Source organism: Luteibacter sp. UNCMF331Sha3.1 (assembly GCF_900109915.1).
Lineage (GTDB): Bacteria > Pseudomonadota > Gammaproteobacteria > Xanthomonadales > Rhodanobacteraceae > Luteibacter.
Map to the genome: position 1 here is coordinate 877,461 of NZ_FOBU01000002.1, position 16,717 is coordinate 894,177.

Annotated in this window: 18 protein-coding genes; 12 read left to right on the top strand and 6 right to left on the bottom strand. The window is 67.9% G+C overall.

Annotation, left to right across the window (positions count from 1 at the left end; genetic code table 11):
* The first annotated feature begins 23 nt into the window (after positions 1 to 23).
* Genes dnaX through BMX32_RS12415 form a run of 4 tightly spaced genes read left to right on the top strand, consistent with a single transcriptional unit; the run spans position 24 to position 2,984 of the window.
* Positions 24 to 1,682: a DNA polymerase III subunit gamma/tau gene (dnaX, locus tag BMX32_RS12400; protein ID WP_089979286.1), complete on the top strand. Its 1,659-nt coding sequence runs from the start codon at positions 24 to 26 to the stop codon at positions 1,680 to 1,682.
* The gene (locus BMX32_RS12405) at positions 1,679 to 2,002 is read left to right on the top strand and encodes a YbaB/EbfC family nucleoid-associated protein (RefSeq protein WP_029213411.1); all 324 of its coding nucleotides are present in this window, start codon (positions 1,679 to 1,681) and stop codon (positions 2,000 to 2,002) included. Before dnaX ends, BMX32_RS12405 begins: the two co-directional genes overlap by 4 nt.
* An 18-nt stretch (positions 2,003 to 2,020) precedes the next feature.
* Positions 2,021 to 2,623 carry a recombination mediator RecR gene (recR, locus tag BMX32_RS12410; RefSeq protein ID WP_029213410.1) on the top strand — a complete coding sequence of 201 codons (603 nt, stop codon included), beginning with the start codon at positions 2,021 to 2,023 and terminating at the stop codon, positions 2,621 to 2,623.
* 16 nt (positions 2,624 to 2,639) lie between these two features.
* Complete coding sequence (locus BMX32_RS12415; protein ID WP_089979287.1) at positions 2,640 to 2,984, top strand: histidine triad nucleotide-binding protein; 345 nt, start codon at positions 2,640 to 2,642, stop codon at positions 2,982 to 2,984.
* Positions 2,985 to 3,774: 790 nt separating this feature from the next.
* On the opposite strand, the gene BMX32_RS12420 is transcribed toward BMX32_RS12415, so the two are convergent.
* From BMX32_RS12420 to BMX32_RS12435, 4 genes are read right to left on the bottom strand one after another with little or no spacing between them, the layout of a single operon-like run.
* A complete protein-coding gene (locus BMX32_RS12420; protein ID WP_089979289.1) occupies positions 3,775 to 4,377 on the bottom strand; it encodes a Slp family lipoprotein in 603 nt (200 codons plus the stop codon).
* Between the two features lie 42 nt (positions 4,378 to 4,419).
* Positions 4,420 to 6,408, bottom strand: a complete 1,989-nt coding sequence (locus BMX32_RS12425) for a transglutaminase TgpA family protein (RefSeq protein ID WP_089979291.1) — start codon at positions 6,406 to 6,408, stop codon at positions 4,420 to 4,422.
* Positions 6,405 to 7,361, bottom strand: coding sequence for a DUF58 domain-containing protein (locus tag BMX32_RS12430; RefSeq protein ID WP_029213424.1), 957 nt, complete (start codon positions 7,359 to 7,361; stop codon positions 6,405 to 6,407). The genes BMX32_RS12425 and BMX32_RS12430 overlap by 4 nt, the downstream gene beginning before the upstream one ends.
* Positions 7,361 to 8,302 (bottom strand): AAA family ATPase, encoded by a 942-nt coding sequence (locus tag BMX32_RS12435; protein WP_029213425.1) that lies wholly within the window; start codon positions 8,300 to 8,302, stop codon positions 7,361 to 7,363. The genes BMX32_RS12430 and BMX32_RS12435 overlap by 1 nt, the downstream gene beginning before the upstream one ends.
* Before the next feature lie 32 nt (positions 8,303 to 8,334).
* Between BMX32_RS12435 and BMX32_RS12440 the strand changes: the two genes are divergently transcribed.
* Positions 8,335 to 9,918 carry an ArnT family glycosyltransferase gene (locus BMX32_RS12440; RefSeq protein ID WP_089980306.1) on the top strand — a complete coding sequence of 528 codons (1,584 nt, stop codon included), beginning with the start codon at positions 8,335 to 8,337 and terminating at the stop codon, positions 9,916 to 9,918.
* An 82-nt stretch (positions 9,919 to 10,000) separates the two neighbouring features.
* On the opposite strand, the gene BMX32_RS12445 is transcribed toward BMX32_RS12440, so the two are convergent.
* Positions 10,001 to 10,585 (bottom strand): Maf family protein, encoded by a 585-nt coding sequence (locus BMX32_RS12445; protein WP_029213427.1) that lies wholly within the window; start codon positions 10,583 to 10,585, stop codon positions 10,001 to 10,003.
* Position 10,586: 1 nt separating this feature from the next.
* A complete protein-coding gene (locus BMX32_RS12450; RefSeq protein ID WP_029213428.1) occupies positions 10,587 to 11,033 on the bottom strand; it encodes a hypothetical protein in 447 nt (148 codons plus the stop codon).
* A 234-nt stretch (positions 11,034 to 11,267) separates the two neighbouring features.
* On the opposite strand from BMX32_RS12450, the gene BMX32_RS12455 reads away from it, so the two are divergent.
* The 7 genes from BMX32_RS12455 (at position 11,268) to fabF (ending at position 16,716) form a co-directional block, all read left to right on the top strand.
* Positions 11,268 to 11,708 carry a YceD family protein gene (locus tag BMX32_RS12455; RefSeq protein WP_343123856.1) on the top strand — a complete coding sequence of 147 codons (441 nt, stop codon included), beginning with the start codon at positions 11,268 to 11,270 and terminating at the stop codon, positions 11,706 to 11,708.
* An 18-nt stretch (positions 11,709 to 11,726) separates the two neighbouring features.
* On the top strand, positions 11,727 to 11,921 hold the full coding sequence (gene rpmF / locus BMX32_RS12460; protein WP_029213430.1) for a 50S ribosomal protein L32: 195 nt from the start codon (positions 11,727 to 11,729) through the stop codon (positions 11,919 to 11,921).
* A gap of 137 nt (positions 11,922 to 12,058) precedes the next feature.
* Complete coding sequence (locus tag BMX32_RS12465; protein ID WP_029213431.1) at positions 12,059 to 13,027, top strand: beta-ketoacyl-ACP synthase III; 969 nt, start codon at positions 12,059 to 12,061, stop codon at positions 13,025 to 13,027.
* A gap of 130 nt (positions 13,028 to 13,157) precedes the next feature.
* Entirely contained in the window at positions 13,158 to 14,102 is a 945-nt protein-coding gene (fabD, locus tag BMX32_RS12470) for an ACP S-malonyltransferase (protein ID WP_089979295.1), read from the top strand.
* 23 nt (positions 14,103 to 14,125) lie between these two features.
* On the top strand, positions 14,126 to 14,869 hold the full coding sequence (gene fabG / locus BMX32_RS12475; RefSeq protein ID WP_089979296.1) for a 3-oxoacyl-ACP reductase FabG: 744 nt from the start codon (positions 14,126 to 14,128) through the stop codon (positions 14,867 to 14,869).
* Between the two features lie 170 nt (positions 14,870 to 15,039).
* A complete protein-coding gene (gene acpP, locus BMX32_RS12480) occupies positions 15,040 to 15,279 on the top strand; it encodes an acyl carrier protein (RefSeq protein WP_029213434.1) in 240 nt (79 codons plus the stop codon).
* A gap of 147 nt (positions 15,280 to 15,426) precedes the next feature.
* Positions 15,427 to 16,716, top strand: coding sequence for a beta-ketoacyl-ACP synthase II (gene fabF, locus BMX32_RS12485; protein ID WP_029213435.1), 1,290 nt, complete (start codon positions 15,427 to 15,429; stop codon positions 16,714 to 16,716).
* The last annotated feature ends 1 nt before the right edge of the window (position 16,717 follow it).

Genomic DNA, 16,717 nt, shown 5'->3' on the forward strand with positions numbered 1-16,717 from the left:
CCCGTCGCCTCAAGGTATACGGCATGTCCTATCAGGTCCTCGCACGCAAGTGGCGCCCCCGCAAGTTCGCTGAACTCGTGGGCCAGGAGCACGTGGTCCGCGCGCTCACCAACGCGCTCGACTCCGGCCGCATGCACCATGCCTATCTGTTCACGGGCACGCGCGGCGTCGGCAAGACGACGATCGCGCGCATCTTCGCCAAGTCGCTCAATTGCGAGCGCGGCGAATCCGCGGATCCCTGTGGCGAGTGCGCGGTATGCACGGCGGTCGACGCGGGCCGCTTCGTCGATCTGCTCGAAATCGATGCTGCCAGCAACACGGGTGTCGACGACGTGCGCGAAGTCATCGAGAACGCGCAGTACGCACCTTCGCGGGGGCGCTTCAAGGTGTACCTCGTCGACGAGGTGCACATGCTGTCGAAGCCCGCGTTCAACGCGCTGCTGAAGACGCTGGAAGAACCGCCGCCGCACGTGAAGTTCCTGCTGGCCACGACGGATCCGCAGAAGCTGCCGGTGACGGTGCTTTCGCGCTGCCTCAAGTTCAACCTCAAGCGCCTGCTGCCGGAGCAGATCTCCGGCCAGATGCGTCACATCCTCGGCGCCGAAGCCATCGAATACGAAGAGGAAGCGATCGGCGAGCTCGCGCATGGCGCGGACGGTTCGCTGCGCGACGGCCTCTCGTTGCTCGATCAGGCCATCGCGTACGGCGGTGGTTCGCTGCGCGCCGCCGATGTGCGCGCCATGCTCGGCAGCGTCGAGCGCGGCCAGGTGCTCGGCGTGCTCGAGGCGCTGGCGTCGGGCGACGGTTCGGCCCTGATGGCCGAGGCCGACCGCATCGCGTCGTTCTCTCCCGATTTCGGTGGGGTGCTCGACGATCTCGCCACGGTGCTGCACCGTATCCAGCTCGTGCAGCTCGTGCCCGGATACCGCGCGGAAGACGGCGACGACGGGCTGGCCTCGCTCGCCGAGCGCATCGCACCCGAAGACGTCCAGCTCTACTACCAGATCGCCACCAACGGTCGCCGCGAACTGCCGATGGCGCCCGACGCACGCATCGGCTTCGAAATGGTGCTGCTCCGCATGCACGCGTTCCGTCCGGCGGAGGCCGGGCAGGGCGCGGCGAGCACACCGCGCGCAGCCGCGGCTCCCGTTCCGTCCGCACCGCCGCCGCGTCCCGCGCCGTCGGCCGCCGCGCCGCCCGCGCGCCCGCAGCCGGCCGCTCCGGCGCCGGCTCCCGCACCGGTGGCGCCGCCGCCTGCCGAGCCGCCGCGCCCGCTCACTGTGGACGCGAACGGGCTGCCGGACTGGCACGAACTCGTGGAGCGCGCCAACCTGCGCGGTCCCATCGGTCAGCTTGCGCAGAATTGCTCGCTGCGCGAGATCGACGGCGAAAGCATGGTGCTGGCGCTGACGCCCTCGCACATGCATCTCGCCGTCGAGCCGCTCACCAGCCAGATGGAAGAGAAGGTCTCGCAGGCCATCGGCCGGCGTGTGCGGTTCCGCTTCGTCGCCGACCGGGGCAACCTGGGCACGCCGGCGGAGCGTCGCGCGCAGGTACTCAGCGATGCCCAGGCCAACGCGGAGGCTTCCATGGAAGCCGATCCGCTCGTACAGACGCTGAAGCGCGACTTCGACGCGCGCGTCATCCCGCAATCGATCAAACCCGTGGAGCCAGGAACGTGAAAGGTCAAATCGGTCAGCTGATGCAGCAGGCCCAGCGCATGCAGGACGAAATGAAGCGTGCGCAGGACGAACTCGCCAAAACGGAAATCACCGGCAGCGCCGGCGGTGGCCTCGTCACCGTGACGATGTCGGGCGGTCACGAAGTGCGCGCGGTGCACATCGACCGCCAGGCATTCGCCGACGATCCGGAAATGGCGGAAGACCTCGTCGCCGCCGCCGTCAACGACGCGGTCAACAAGATCGCCGAGATGAGCCGCAGCCGTCTCGGCGGCGTCACCGCGGGGCTGAACCTGCCCCCCGGTTTCAAGATGCCGTTCTGACGGAACGCGTCGCCCACGATGAGTAACGGCTCCCGCCTCCTCGGCGAACTGATCGACGCGCTGCGTTGCCTGCCCGGTGTCGGCGCGAAGAGCGCGCAGCGCATGGCCTTTCATCTGCTCGAGCGCGAGCGGCAGGGTGGCCTGCGTCTCGCGTCGGCGCTGGAATCGGCCATGCGCGACGTCGGTAACTGCACGCGCTGCCGCAATTTCAGCGAGACGCCCGTGTGTTCGCTCTGCGCGGGCAGCAGTCGCGAGAAGCAGGTGCTGTGCGTCGTCGAGTCGCCTTCCGACCTCGCCGCGATCGAACAGGCCACCGGGTATCGCGGTCACTATTTCGTGCTGCTGGGGCGGCTGTCGCCGCTCGACGGCCTCGGCCCCGACGAGCTCGGCTTGCCGCTGCTCGTCGAGCGCCTGGGCGAAGGGGAAGTCGAGGAGATGATCATCGCGACCAACCCGACCGTCGAAGGCGAGGCTACCGCGCACTACATCGGCCAGCTCGCCCGGGCGGCTGGCATCCGTGCCACGCGCCTCGCCCACGGCGTACCGCTGGGCGGCGAACTCGAGTTCGTCGACCGCGGCACGCTCGCCCATGCATTCGGCAGCCGGCAGTCGCTCGGCTGACACGAGGATTTCTCCGATGACCGACACCATCTTCGCCAAGATCGTCCGCCGCGAGATCCCTGCCGACATCGTCTACGAAGACGACGACGTGCTCGCCTTCCGCGATCTCAATCCCCAGGCGCCGGTGCATGTCCTCTTCATCCCCAAGCGGCCGATCGCAACGCTGGACGATGCCGTCGCAAGCGATGTGGAGCTTCTGGGCAAATTGTTCCTCGCGGCGGCGACGTATGCCCGGGAACAGGGTTTCGCGAAGGACGGCTATCGCACGGTGGTGAACACCAACGGGCATGGCGGACAGACGGTTTTCCATATCCACGTCCATCTGCTCGCCGGGCGGCAGATGCACTGGCCGCCGGGCTGACGGCTCGGCTTGCGCCATCGCGTTGGGTTTCGCGTGGCCGCGAAGAGCCGTCGGCCGCCGCCCTCGGCGCTCCGGGCTTCACCGTCGCTTGGGAAAGGATGCCGCTGCGCGGCCGTGTCTTATGGCTGACGCCCCTGCGCGCCCGCGCGGCGAGCGGGGGTTTTCGACTCGGCTCCTGCCTCGACGAAAACGGCCGGCCGTCCGGGCCGGCCCCCTGCGGGCCTGATCCGCTCGCCGCGCTCGGTTGCGCAAGTCGCGCCGAGGGCGGCGGCCGACGGCTCTACCGACCCGCGAGGCAAGCTGCCTGTGTAGGAGCCGTTATAGCGGCGAGCTCGTGTGGGAGCGGCCTTGGCCGCGATGGGGGCTTGCCGCGAGCACCCATCGCGGCCGAGGCCGCTCCCACAGAAGTGCTGTGGCGAGCACCCATCGCCAGCAGGCTGGCTCCCACCCGACGGTAGCCGTCTTATCGCCACCCGGCGCCTCGGCGGTTGGCGAGGCAAGCTGTCAGGTAGGAGCCGCTATAGCGGCGAGCTTTCGGCTCTGTGTAGGAGCGGCCTTGGCCGCGATGGGTGCTTGCCGCGAGCGCCCATCGCCAGCAGGCTGGCTCCCACCCGGTAGTAGCCTCTCCACATGGCTGCTTTTCCCACCCGCTTACCCAAGCGACGCCGGAGCTCGGAGCGGCGAGGGTGCGGGCCGACGGCTCTTCGCGATAGCGCAGGCAAGCCGCGATGGCGAAGCCGAGCCCGTCTGGAACAAAAAAAACCGGCTTTCGCCGGTTTTTTCGTTTCGCTTATCGACCACGCGGCGGACCGTGCGGAACCGGGCGCGGCACGATGATCGTGCGCGGGCGGTACCAGAACGGGTCGCCCCATGGGCCGTAGCCGTACGGGCCCCAGCCCGGACCCCAGCCCGGGCCCCAGAACGGATCGTAGAACCCGGACGGGTAGCGCTGGATGGGAACGCGTTTCGGCCAGAGGTAGACGACATCTGCCTCGACACGCGGATAGGCGTAGTCGAAATCGCCGACCTTCTGTGTCACGGCGCCGCGGAGCGTGCCCGTCACGGTGATCTCCCGACCGCGCGTGAAGACTTCCGGATCGTAGAAGCCGTCACGGCAGGCGACGAACCGGCCCTGCGTGTCATTCTTGCTGGCCGTGGGACGCGCCTCGCTGTCCAGTGGCTCGGACAGGATGAAGAAGCAGGTCTGCTGCGGTCCCGGCTCGGTCTTGATGATCTCGCCACCCCAGCGCACCTTCGCCCCCGGCGCGCCGCCCTGCTGGGCACCCGCAGTGGAAACGTCGTTGAACTGGCCCTGCAACGGTTGGGGAACCGTGGCACATGCACCGAGCGCGAGGGTCGCGGCAACGATGGCCAGCGGTTTGTACATCGACATGTCATGTCTCCTGAGGTGCCGGGCACGGCCGATACCATGCCCTTATTTGACCACGCGGCGCGGTCTTAATTCCTTCACTGCACGCCCGAATTCGACGACCGATTCAGGCGGCGGTTCGTCATGCCCGTAGCGTGCGGCCAAGTAAAGCCCGCTCAACCTTTCCAGCGCATTTCTGTGCAAGGGCAACGCGCGCGCGGCACGTGCGAGGAAATGCTTCGGTCCTTCGTTTGTCCGTCGGGATACACCGGCCTTCGCCAGCATTCGCTGTAGCCGCCACATCCACGCATCCAATGCGTCGCCTTCACGCCGCTGGAACAGTGCCCAGCCAAGCGCGACGGCAACCAGCAACGCGCAGCCGATGGCGAACACGAGGGCGAGGTCGGTGACCTCGGCGTGGGGAACGCCGAACGGTTGCAGCAGTCCCTGCTGGCGCAACGCATCGAATCCGATAACGCCGCGGTTCCACCATTGGTTGACGACGTCCCAGCGATTGCGCAGGTCACGCAGCCAGGCCATGTCCAGGAGACCGTCGCTCGCCCCATGGCCGGCGGCCGCGGCCGCGGCGCCGAGCTCGACGCGTTCGGGGCGCACGGCGGAGGTCGGGTCCACGCGGACCCAGCCGCGTCCCTGGAGCCACACTTCCGACCACGCGTGGGCGTCGGAATGACGAACGAGCAGGTAGCGGGCGGTCGTGTTCCAGTAGCCGCCCTGATAGCCGGTAACGACGCGGGCCGGGACGCCGGCTGCGCGCATCAGGAAGGTGAACGCCGAAGCGAAATGCTCGCAGTAGCCTTCCCGCGTCTGGAACAGGAAGTCGTCGATGCGATCGCGACCGAGCGGTTCCGGAGCGAGCGTGTAGGAGAAGTCGTCGTGAAACAGGGCCAGCGCGGAGCGCACGATGGCGCCGCCATCGCCGTGACTCGATTCGGCCCACGACGCGGCGAGCCGACGCGCCCTCGGACCGGTGCCGTAAGGAAGCTGCAGGTTGTCGCGACGCACGCCGTCGTCGAGGGTGGGTTCCAGGCGGTAACTGGTGGCGGCGAGCGCGGAGAACGACAGCACCTCGTCGATCCGCCGGTCCGCCGCGACGGTGCGATCCGCACGCAGCGCCGTACCGGGCGGCGCCATGGTCGCCAGGTCCAGCATCGGCACCACGCGGTCGTGCGTGGGCTCGATCGATGTCCGATACCCCGTGCGCGGGCCGTATTCGGCGACCGCCGGCGGACGACGCGTGCTGCGCGATCCCGGCGACCATCCGTTGCCGTCGAAGACCTGCATCGTATAGGCGCGGAAATAACGCGACGCGTTCGGGGGAGGCGTGCCGTCGAACGTCACGCGCATCGCGGGCGTGTCGTCCGTCATCAGGTCGAGCATGTCGCCGGGCGCAAGCCGGTTCGACAGGCCCGTGGTGGTCTGGCCGCTATCGGGCGTTCCCCACAGCGGGCTGCTGAGCCGTGGCACGAAGAGGAAGGCGAACAGCGAAAGCGGCACGGCGGCCATCAATGCCCAGAGCACGGGCGTGAATTCGCGCTTCCACGATGTGGTGTCGGGGTCGACTTCCTCGAGCGTGCGCAGCGTCGCCAACGCGGGCACGATGCCGAGGCAGACGACGATGCTGGCGACGAGGCCCTGATCGAAGAGCAGCGCGCTCATCAGCGCGAAGCATGCGAAAGCGATGCCCACGCGGGCATCGCGACGGTGCTCGCTTTCCAGCAGCTTGAGTACCAGCAGGCCGACGGCGAACGCGCTGCCCGGCTCGCGGCCGAACAGCGTGCCGTGCTGCACGATCACCGCGGCGAGCAACAAGCCCACGAGTGGAAGCTTCAGCCACGCCGGCGCGTTGGCGCCTCCGCGGCGCCGCTGCCACCAGCGCGAGACGAGCACCGCCCCGAGCGCCACCGTGAGCCACCACGGCAGGTGCAGGGCATGCACCAGCACCATGAAACCCATCGTCAGCGTGAGCATGTCGAACGAGCGCGTGGTCAGTTTCGGCTCGGTCACCACCTTCACGGATCGGCGAAAGCCCGTCATGGGCGCAACGCCAGCGCGGTCATGCAGCGGTGATAGTGCTCGTCGCCCTGCGCGATGTCGAAATAGCCGTCCGGAAGGCGCAGGCTCCAGCGTCGGCCCGAGTCCCGCGCCTCGTCGATCCACCGCGCGAGCCGGGAGATGCGCGATTCGTCGTCGAGACCGTGCATGCCGTCCCAGTCCAGTCGCCAGTCTTCCTGCGGCGCGGGTTGCTCGAGATCCTTCACGAGGAGCCCGTGGTGACGCGCGCTGAGCTTCCACGCGATCTGCCGGCGCGGATCGCCGGGGCGGTACTCACGCAACGCCGCCAGTTCGTCGCCCGCCCGCGGTCGCCCGCGGTCGGCGTCGCCTTCCGGTTCGAACGGTTTCGGGCCGAGGGATTCCGCACGTGGATAGACCAGCACCGCGCGATCGGGGTTCAGCCAGCTCCAGGCGCGGAACATTCCGAATGGCCAGCGGCTGTGCAGGCGCATGCGGGGCAGGGGAAGCCAGCCGCGGAATGCCGTGGGCAGGTCGAATTCGACGGTGGTCTTTCCGCCCGCCGGCACGGTGAAGACGAATTCCCGCCGCTCGATGTCGAGCCGCACGGCCATGCGTTCGCGCTGGGTCGCCCCCACGTCGAGCGACAGGCGCACCGGTTCTCCGGCGCGCGCCGTTCCCGCACGAAGTCCGCCGATGGTCAGGCCGTTGAGGACGCGGAACGCCACCAGCATGCTGCCGGCGGTGGCGGCACCGAGCAGGCAGGTGAGCATCAGCGCGGCATTGTTCGAATAGTTGAGCGAACCGACGAGCATCACGCCGAGCAACACGGCGAAGCCGAGCCCGAAGCCCGTCGGTACGATGTAGATCCGGCGGCGGTGCAGGTGGATGGGTAACGGTTCACGCCGACGCAGGCGCGTCAGCGAGGGCAGCCTGCGCTCCGCCCATGCGACCAGGCGTTGCACGCGGCCGGGCATCAGGGAACCGGCGTCTCGGCGAGGATGGCGCGCGCGATCGCTTCCCGGTGGCTGCCGCGCGCGGGCACGAGGCGGTGCGCGGCGGTGGGTACGAAGATCGTCTGGATGTCTTCGGGGATGACGTAATCGCGACCGCTGATCAGGGCCCAGGCACGGGAAGCGGCGAGCAACGCCAGACCGGCGCGGGGCGACAGGCCGACGCGCACGTCGTTGTGCTTGCGGCTCGCCCCCAGCAGCGCCTGCAGATAGTCGAGCAACGCGGGACTCGTCTTCACCCCCTGCGCGGCCGCGTGCAGCTGGGCGATGGATGCGATGTCCAGCCGTGGCGTGAGGGTCGCCATCATGTCGCGGCGGTCTTCGCCGGTCAGGAGCGCGCGCTCGGCGGCGGGATCGGGATAGTCGAGGCTCAGCCGCAGCATGAACCGGTCGAGCTGCGAGTCCGGCAGCGGGAACGTGCCCGCGAGATCCAGCGGATTCTGCGTTGCGACCACGAAGAACGGGCGGGGCAGTTCGTGGGTGGTGCCATCGACGGTGGTCTGACCTTCGGCCATCGCTTCGAGCAGCGCGCTCTGCGATTTCGGCGTGGCGCGATTGATCTCGTCGGCCAGCAGGAGGCTCGTGAAGATCGGGCCGGGATGGAAACGGAACTCGCCGGTCTCGCGCTCGTAGACGCTGACTCCGATAATGTCGGATGGCAGGAGGTCGCTGGTGAACTGGATACGCTGGAATTCGAGATCGAACGTCGCGGCGAGCGCGTGCGCCAGCGTGGTCTTGCCCACGCCCGGCACGTCTTCGAGCAGAAGGTGTCCGCCGGCGATGAGGCAGGTAAAGGCCAGCTTCACCTGGCGCGGCTTGCCCAGCAGCACGCCGTTGACCTGCGCCAGCGCGGCGTCGAGGCGGTGCCGGAGCATTTCGTCATGGAGCGGATTCGTCGCGGACATCGATGCGTATGCCCCCCTGCCTGGCCGATTCGATGAGTGAGCGTTCGAGTGTAGCCGCGCGCCCGCATGCATGGCGAGGCACGTTTCTCGCGGTCTTCGCGGTCACGTGCGTGGTCAGGCTGGTGATAGCGTGCACCCTGTCGCCTTTCGGTGACGAGGCGTTCTACTGGCAGGAAAGCCTGGCGCCCGCCTGGGGCTACAGCGACCTTCCGCCGCTGACCGCCTGGCTCATCGCCGCGTCCGAAGCCTGCTTCGGTCATGGCCTTCTCGCGATGCGTCTGCCGTTCCTGCTCATCGGCGCGCTGCTGCCCTGGCAGACCGCCGCCATCGCCCGACGTTACGGTGACGACGCGGCAGGGTGGCAGGCCGCGACGCTCGTCGCCGTCCTGCCGCTGGCCGGCAGCCTCGGCGTGCTCGCGTTGCCGGACGTGCCGCTCGCCTTCGCCATCGTCCTCGCGACGCAAGGCCTGCTCGCGGCGCTCGACGGGAACCGGTTGCGCGACTGGGCGTGGCTGGGCGTCGGACTCGCCATCGCCTGGGCGACGCACTACCGCGCCGCGATGCCCATGCTGGCAGGCCTCGTCTATCTCGTCGCGATGCCGCGCGGCCGCGCGCAATGGCGACGTCCCGGCCTCTGGCTGGCGATGGGCATCGCGTCGTTCGGCCTGGTTCCGATCGTGCTCTACAACCTCGCATCGCGCGGTGCCGGCGTCGCCTTCCAGCTCGTGGAACGCAACCCGTGGCGCTTCCAGGCCGACGCGCTCGTGCAGCCGCTCGAACAGGCGATCGCCTGCACGCCGCTCGCGTGGGCGACGATGCTCTGGGCGTTATGGCGCGCATGGCGTCGTCGCCACGAATCGCCGTTCGACGTGGTCGCGGTGGTGGGCGGCATGTTCGTCGTGGGCTACTTCCTGCTCGGACTCTTCGCCGACGACGTGCGCTTCCGCGCGCACTGGCCGCTGCCCGGATACGTGCTCGCCTGCGCCGTCCTGCCGGTGCTCCTGCGCGATGCGGGAAGGTCGTGGCGTCGCTTCGCGACGGCGGGCTTCGTGCTCGCCGGGATCGGGCTCGCCGCGGGCTTCGCGTGGCTCGGCCTCGCCGCGTCCACGAGCGGCGCTACATCGCTGGCCACGGTGAAGGCCTTCCCGTCGAACTTCACCGGCTGGCGCGAGGCCGCCACGACGGTGCGCGAACGGCTCGCGGTACGACCCGACGCGATCGTCGTCGCCGACAATTTCATGCTTGCCGCCGAGCTGCGTTTCGCACTCGGTTCCGCGCAGACCGTGTACACCCTCGACAGTCCGTTGAACATGAAGCACGGTCGCGCACCGCAGCTCGCGACGTGGGGCTTCGACGAGCACGGACTGTCGGTCCATGCCGGTCGACCGGTCCTGCTCGTGGTCGACGAGACGTCGTTGCGCGAACGCGAGCGGCAGGCGTGGCTGGGTTCGATCTGTTCGCGGGTGACGACCATCGTGCCGGTGTCGCGCGTCGATCTCTTCGGCGGGCGGCGACGGTTCGCGTTTTACGACGCGACGGTCCGGGCGCGCCCTTTGCCGAACGATCCCGAAGCATGCCCCGTATGGACGGCATACCGGGCCCACTACGACGGCTAGTCGTTCCCGGTGGGAGCCAGCCTGCTGGCGAAGGGTGCTTGCCGCGAGCACCCTTCGCCAGCAGGCTGGCTCCCACCGGAAATCAGGGGAGCACGACACCCGCCGCGCGCAGCAGGCGCGCGGTGGCGATCAGCGGCAAGCCGACGAGCGCGGTCGGATCCTCGTTCTCGATGCGTTCGAAGAGCACGATGCCGAGCCCTTCGCACTTGAAGCTCCCTGCGCAATCGAGGGGCCGCTCGCGTTCCACGTAACGCTCGATGTCGCTGCGCGACAGATCGCGGAAGCAGACGCGGGTCTCGTCGACGTGCGTCGTCGCGTCGCCCTGCAGGTCGATCACGCAGACCGCCGTATGAAAGGTCACTTCGCGGCCCGAGCTGGCGGTGAGCTGCCTGTGCGCTTCGATCACGGTGCCGGGCTTGTCGAGCACGCGGCCGCCGAGGTCGGCGACCTGGTCCGAGCCGATGACGATGGACCCGGGCCGCGTTTCGGCGACCGCCCTTGCCTTGGCCTCGGCGAGGCGGGCGGCGCGTGCGGCGGCGTGCTCGCCGGGCAGGGCGGCCTCGTCCGTGCCTGGGGCGACCTGCTCGAAGTGGTCGATCAGGCGACGAAGCAGACCGGCACGGTAGGCGGACGTGGAAGCGAGTACGACGGTGGACTGAGGAGACACGTCAGAAATCCCGGTGGATGTGTTCGCGCACGGCGGTGTCGAGCGCCGTCTGGGCGTCGTCGAGGGCACGCAGGCGGGGTTCGAGCTGGTGCCTGGCGCGGACGAGGGCGTCGACCGCCTCGTCGAGTTCGCTCTGGCTGGCCTCGGAAGCGCGGTCGCGGATCCACAGGCGTTGCTGGAGCAGCGCGCGCAGCCCCGAATCCACGGCCTGCTGGGCCTCGACTTCGCCGGTGGCCGGCAGGTCGGGACTGACCGACATCACCGCGTGGGCACGGGCGAGGCGGTCGCGGCAGTCCTTGAGATCGATCTCGAGGCGGTCGGCGTTATCCATGAGATCCTGCAGCGCCACGTGCCGCCGGCGACTGCGCTGATGCCTCACGATCCAGACGCACAGCCCCGCGGCGATCGCGATCACCACCGCAAGTGCATAATAGGCAAGGGAAAACACGCGTCCTCTTCTCCAGGGTCGAGGTATTGCGGCAGAATCGTCGGCTACGGGGCAGTCTGCCCGAAACCCGGCGCGCCGCGCAAAACCGCCCGCGATGTCAGGCAAGGTGCCTAACCGGTTGACTTCAGGGATGTTGATGCCTACCATTTCGCGATTATGTCCGTGACCTTGCCATCGTCCGTGGACGCTTGGCGCGAAGTTCGTGCGCGGCGTTCGTTCCAGGGACAACTTCCCGTGTCGGCGTTTGCCCGGCTCGGTGAGGTGGTTGCGTCGCCCGAGGGCGCGGTAACCTACGAACTGGATTTCGGGCGCGACGAACTGAATGTCGCTTACGTGGCCGTTCGTGCAAGTGCCTCGTTGACGGTCATCTGTCAGCGTTCGCTGGAGCCCTTCGTGCTTCCGGTGGCCGTCGACACCCGGCTCGGACTGATCGTGGAAGAGCGGGAGGAAGCATCGCTTCCCCCGGGTTACGAGCCGCTGCTCCTCGAAGAGGACGGCAGGCTCGATCCCATCGCGGCGATCGAAGATGAACTGCTGTTGGCGTTGCCCCTGGTTCCGGTGAATCCGGACCACGAGTTGCCCGACGACGTAACTGGACCCGACGAAGACGACACGCCTTCGCCGGAAGAGAAAGAAAACCCGTTCGCGGCACTCCGCGAACTCATGAAAAAGTAATTTCGCTGGAGATTCGCCATGGCCGTTGCCAAGAGCCGCAAGACCCCGTCCACCCGCGGCATGCGCCGTTCGCACGATGCGCTGTCGACCGTGCAGCTGTCGACCGATCCGACGAGCGGTGAAGTCCACCTGCGTCACCACGTGACGAAGGATGGCTTCTACCGTGGTAAGAAGGTCATCGACACCCGCGGCGCGGTCGAAGTCGAGGACTGATCTTCCCGTCGTAGGGACGATCACCACGCAGGCGGCGCGGTAACGCGCCGTTTTGCGTTTGTGGCATACCGATTCATTCCGGCCCCGGGCCTGTCGATCGCGTCCGGGCGAGTTTTCCCTTGCATGGGGATACGGTCCTGAAATACGCCCGCATCATCGGTACCGGCAGCGCACTTCCCGACAAAGTGCTGACCAATGCCGACCTCGAAAAAATCGTCGAGACGAGCGACGAGTGGATCCGCACGCGCACTGGTATCACCGAGCGCCACGTCGCCGCCGACGGTGAAACCACCGGCGACCTCGCCTTTCTTGCCGCGCAGCGCGCGCTCGAGGCGGCCGGCGTCAAGGCGTCCGAGATCGACCTGATCATCCTCGGCACCACCACGCCCGACATCATCTTCCCGTCCACCGCGTGCCTCGTGCAGCACCGTCTCGGTGCGAACGGCTGCGCCGCGTTCGACGTCAATGCCGCGTGCTCGGGCTTCGTCTACGCGCTGGGCATCGCCAACGCGTTCGTTCGCAGCGGTCAGTCGAAGAAGGCGCTGGTGATCGGCGCGGAGACGCTGACCCGAATGGTCGACTGGACCGAGCGCGAGAGCTGCGTGCTGTTCGGCGATGGTGCCGGCGCCGTGGTGCTCGAAGCCTCCGACGAGCCGGGCATCCTCACCACGCGCATGCGTGCCGACGGTGGCTTCAAGCACCTGCTGTTCAACCCGGTGGGCGTGTCGGCCGGCTTCACGGACGCGCCGAACCATGGCGTGCGCATCAACATGCTGGGCCGTGAGGTGTTCAAGGTCGCGGTGAAGACCCTCGATTCGCTCGTGGGCGAGACCCTCGAGGACGCCGGCATGAAGGAAGAGGAAGTCGACTGGCTGATTCCGCACCAGGCGAACCTCCGCATCATCGAAGCCACCGCGAAGCGTCTCAACATGTCGATGGACCGCGTGATCGTCACCGTCGACAAGCACGCCAACACCTCGGCCGGCTCCGTCCCGCTGGCGCTCGACTACGCCGTGCGTTCGGGCAAGGTCAAGCGCGGCCAGAACCTGCTGCTCGAGGCCTTCGGCGGCGGCTTCACCTGGGCCTCGGCGCTGCTGCGGTACTAGCATCCGGGTGGGAGCCAGCCTGCTGGCTCCCACCGCAAGCGGTCGCGGTAGCCGCGTACGCCTGCGAATGGTGCATTCGTCCATGGGTTGCTGGCACCATGCGCGGTTTGACGCCCCGGAATCGTTTCGCATGACCTCATCCAGCGCCTCGCTCGCCTTCGTTTTCCCCGGCCAGGGTTCGCAGACCGTCGGCATGCTCGCCGAACTCGCCGCGGCGCACCCCGAGGTCAGGGCCACCTTCGACGAAGCGTCGCAGGGCGCCGGTGTCGATCTGTGGGACATCAGCCAGAACGGCCCCGAGGAGCGACTCAACAGCACCGAGAACACGCAGCCGGCCCTGCTGGCCGCGAGCGTCGCCGTGTGGCGCGTGTGGGTGAAGCAGGGCGGCGCCATGCCCGCACTTCTTTCCGGCCACAGCCTGGGTGAATACAGCGCGCTGGTCGCCGCTGGTGCGCTCTCCCTCAAGGACGCGGCCGGGCTCGTGGCCGAGCGCGGCCGCCTGATGCAGGCCGCCGTGCCCCCGGGCGTGGGCGCGATGGCCGCGATTCTCGGTGGCGACGATGCGCAGATCGCACAGGTCTGCGAGGAGATGGCGCAGGGGCAGGTCGTGGCACCGGCCAACTTCAATTCGCCGGGCCAGCTCGTGATCGCCGGTCACGCGGAAGCGGTGGATCGCGTCATCGCCCGTCTTGCCGAGCTCGGTGTGAAGAAGGCCGTGAAGCTTGCCGTTTCCGTGCCGTCGCATTGCATGCTGATGCGCGATGCCGCCGAACGGCTCGGCGAGCGCATGGCGTCCATCGCCTGGACGATGCCCTCGATTCCCGTCGTGCAGAATGCCGACGCGAAAGTCCATGCCTCCATCGACGACATCCGTGGCGCGCTGATGCGCCAGCTCTACCTGCCGGTGCGCTGGACCGAATGCGTGCAGGCGCTCGCGGCGGCTGGAATCGTCCAGACGCTCGAATGCGGCCCGGGTAAGGTGCTCACCGGCCTCATCAAACGTATCGACAAGTCGATCGATGGCAAGGCCATCGGCGCCCCGGCCGATCTCGACGCGACGCTCGCGCCCGTCTGAACACGTCTTACAAAGGATCTCCCATGACTGCTTCCCTGCAGGGCGAAGTCGCCCTCGTCACCGGTGCCAGCCGCGGCATCGGCGCCGCCATCGCCGATCGCCTGGCCGCGCTTGGCGCCACCGTCTACGGCACCGCCACCAGCGAGAGCGGCGCGAAGGCCATCGGCGATCGCCTCGCCGCGCATGGTGGCCACGGCCGTGTGCTCGACGTGACGGATCCCGCCGCGATCGACGCGCTCGTCGATGGCATCGCGAAGGAATCCGGTGCCGTGTCGATTCTCGTGAACAACGCGGGCATCACGCGCGACCAGCTGCTGATGCGCATGAAGGAAGAGGACTGGAGCGTGATCATGGACACGAACCTGACGTCCGTGTTCCGCACCTCGAAAGCCGTGATGCGCGGCATGATGAAGGCGCGCAAGGGTCGCATCGTCAGCATCGCGTCGGTCGTCGGCGTCACCGGCAACCCCGGCCAGGCGAACTACGCGGCGGCGAAGGCCGGCATCATCGCGTTCTCCAAGTCGCTCGCGCGTGAGATCGGTTCCCGCGGCATCACGGTGAACGTGGTGGCGCCGGGCTTCATCGACACCGACATGACCCGGGCCCTGCCGGACGAGCAGCGCGAGGCGCTGCTGAGCGGAATCGCGCTGGGGCACCTGGGCGAAGCGAGCGATATCGCCGAGGCCGTCGCCTTCCTGGCGTCGCCGGCCGCCCGGTACGTCACCGGTGAGACGCTGCACGTCAACGGCGGCATGTACATGCCCTGACGGGTTCCGGCCGATGGCAGTCGCCAACGGCCCGTTTTTGAGAGACAATCCTCATTTCGCGCCTGGGAAACGAAAACCGGGCGCCATTCACGTGACGGCGGCATGTTGGCGGGGCCTATCCCTAGCTACTACAATGCCGCCGGATTTTCCCCTCGGGAGGTAAAGGCAACATGAGCACCATCGAAGAGCGCGTCAAGAAGATCGTCGTTGAACAGCTGGGCGTGAAGGAAGATGAAGTCACCACCAACGCTTCGTTCGTTGACGATCTGGGCGCCGACTCGCTCGACACCGTCGAGCTGGTGATGGCCCTCGAAGAAGAATTCGAGTGCGAGATCCCGGACGAAGAAGCCGAGAAGATCACGACGGTTCAGCAGGCGGTCGATTACGTCAAGGCGCACGTCAAGGCCTGATCAACCGACTGGTCGTCGATCGGAGGCGTGCCTCCCGTCGATCTCCGAGCGACACGGAAGCTGCGCCTTTAGGCGCAGTTTTCGTTTGCGTCTTACGCAACCTGCGCCCGCGTATGGTTGCGCGGAACAAGTGAAGGATGAGAACGCATGAGTAAGCGACGTGTGGTAGTGACCGGCATGGGCATCATCTCGCCGGTCGGTAACGATCTCGCCACCGCCTGGAAAAACGTCGTCGAAGGCAACAGCGGCATCGGCCCTGTCACCGAATTCGACGCCAGCGCCTACACCACCCGCATCGCGGGCGAGGTGAAGGGCTTCGATCCCGTCGACGCCTACTTCGCCGGCACCGATGCGCCGGACGACGAGCGCCGCGCGATCGCGAAAGACTTCAAGCGGATGGATCCCTTCATCCATTACGGCATCGTCGCCGGTACGCATGCGTTCCGTCAGTCGGGCCTCGTCGTCACCGAAGAGAACGCGGGTCGCATCGGCGTCGCCGCCGGCGCCGGCATCGGTGGCCTGCACACCATCGAGGCGACGGCACTCGAGCTGGCCGAAAAGGGTCCGCGCAAGGTGTCGCCGTTCTACGTGCCGAGCTCCATCATCAATATGGTCGCCGGCAACCTGTCGATCTACCACGGCATGAAGGGTCCGAACATCGCCCTCGTGTCCGCCTGCACCACGGCCGCTCACAACATCGGCATGGCCATGCGCCTCATCCAGTACGGCGACGCCGACGCGATGCTGGCCGGCGGCGCCGAGTTCGCGACCACCCCGACCGCGATGGCTGGCTTCTGCTCGGCCAAGGCGATGTCCACGCGCAACGACGATCCGGCGCACGCCAGCCGTCCGTGGGACAGCGGCCGCGACGGCTTCCTGCTGTCGAACGGCGCGGGCATGCTCATGCTCGAAGAATACGAGTTCGCCAAGGCGCGCGGCGCCACCATCCTCGCCGAGCTCGCCGGTTTCGGCATGAGCGGCGACGCGTACCACATCACCGCGCCGAGCGGCGACGGTGCCGAACTGGCCATGCGCAACGCGCTGCACGACGCCGGCCTGAAGCCGGAAGAAGTGCAGTACGTCAACGCGCACGGCACGTCGACGCCGGTGGGCGACCTTGGCGAAGCCAAGGCCATCCGCAACGTGTTCGGCGAGCACGCCACGAAGAAGGGCAAGTTCGCGGTCAGTTCCACGAAGTCGGTCACGGGTCACCTGCTGGGTGCCGCGGGCGGCGTCGAGGCGATCTTCTCGATCCTCGCGCTGCGCGATGGCGTGATGCCGCCGACGATGAACCTCGTCGAGCTCGATCCGGAAGTCGCCGCGCTCGGCATGGACCTCGTGCCGGACAAGGCCGAGAAGGCCGATCTCGACGTCGTGATGTCGAACTCGTTCGGTTTCGGCGGCACCAACGGCACGCTCGTCTTCCGTCGCGTCTGAC

Excerpts from the sequence above, each read along its gene's own strand:
- BMX32_RS12420 (WP_089979289.1), bottom strand. The coding sequence starts at position 4,377 with ATGTCGATGTACAAACCGCTGGCCATCGTTGCCGCGACCCTCGCGCTC.
- recR (WP_029213410.1), top strand. The coding sequence starts at position 2,021 with ATGAGTAACGGCTCCCGCCTCCTCGGCGAACTGATCGACGCGCTGCGT.
- BMX32_RS12425 (WP_089979291.1), bottom strand. The coding sequence starts at position 6,408 with ATGACGGGCTTTCGCCGATCCGTGAAGGTGGTGACCGAGCCGAAACTG.
- fabG (WP_089979296.1), top strand. The coding sequence starts at position 14,126 with ATGACTGCTTCCCTGCAGGGCGAAGTCGCCCTCGTCACCGGTGCCAGC.
- fabF (WP_029213435.1), top strand. The coding sequence starts at position 15,427 with ATGAGTAAGCGACGTGTGGTAGTGACCGGCATGGGCATCATCTCGCCG.
- rpmF (WP_029213430.1), top strand. The coding sequence starts at position 11,727 with ATGGCCGTTGCCAAGAGCCGCAAGACCCCGTCCACCCGCGGCATGCGC.
- BMX32_RS12440 (WP_089980306.1), top strand. The coding sequence starts at position 8,335 with ATGAGTGAGCGTTCGAGTGTAGCCGCGCGCCCGCATGCATGGCGAGGC.
- dnaX (WP_089979286.1), top strand. The coding sequence starts at position 24 with ATGTCCTATCAGGTCCTCGCACGCAAGTGGCGCCCCCGCAAGTTCGCT.
- BMX32_RS12430 (WP_029213424.1), bottom strand. The coding sequence starts at position 7,361 with ATGCCCGGCCGCGTGCAACGCCTGGTCGCATGGGCGGAGCGCAGGCTG.
- BMX32_RS12435 (WP_029213425.1), bottom strand. The coding sequence starts at position 8,302 with ATGTCCGCGACGAATCCGCTCCATGACGAAATGCTCCGGCACCGCCTC.
- BMX32_RS12415 (WP_089979287.1), top strand. The coding sequence starts at position 2,640 with ATGACCGACACCATCTTCGCCAAGATCGTCCGCCGCGAGATCCCTGCC.
- acpP (WP_029213434.1), top strand. The coding sequence starts at position 15,040 with ATGAGCACCATCGAAGAGCGCGTCAAGAAGATCGTCGTTGAACAGCTG.
- fabD (WP_089979295.1), top strand. The coding sequence starts at position 13,158 with ATGACCTCATCCAGCGCCTCGCTCGCCTTCGTTTTCCCCGGCCAGGGT.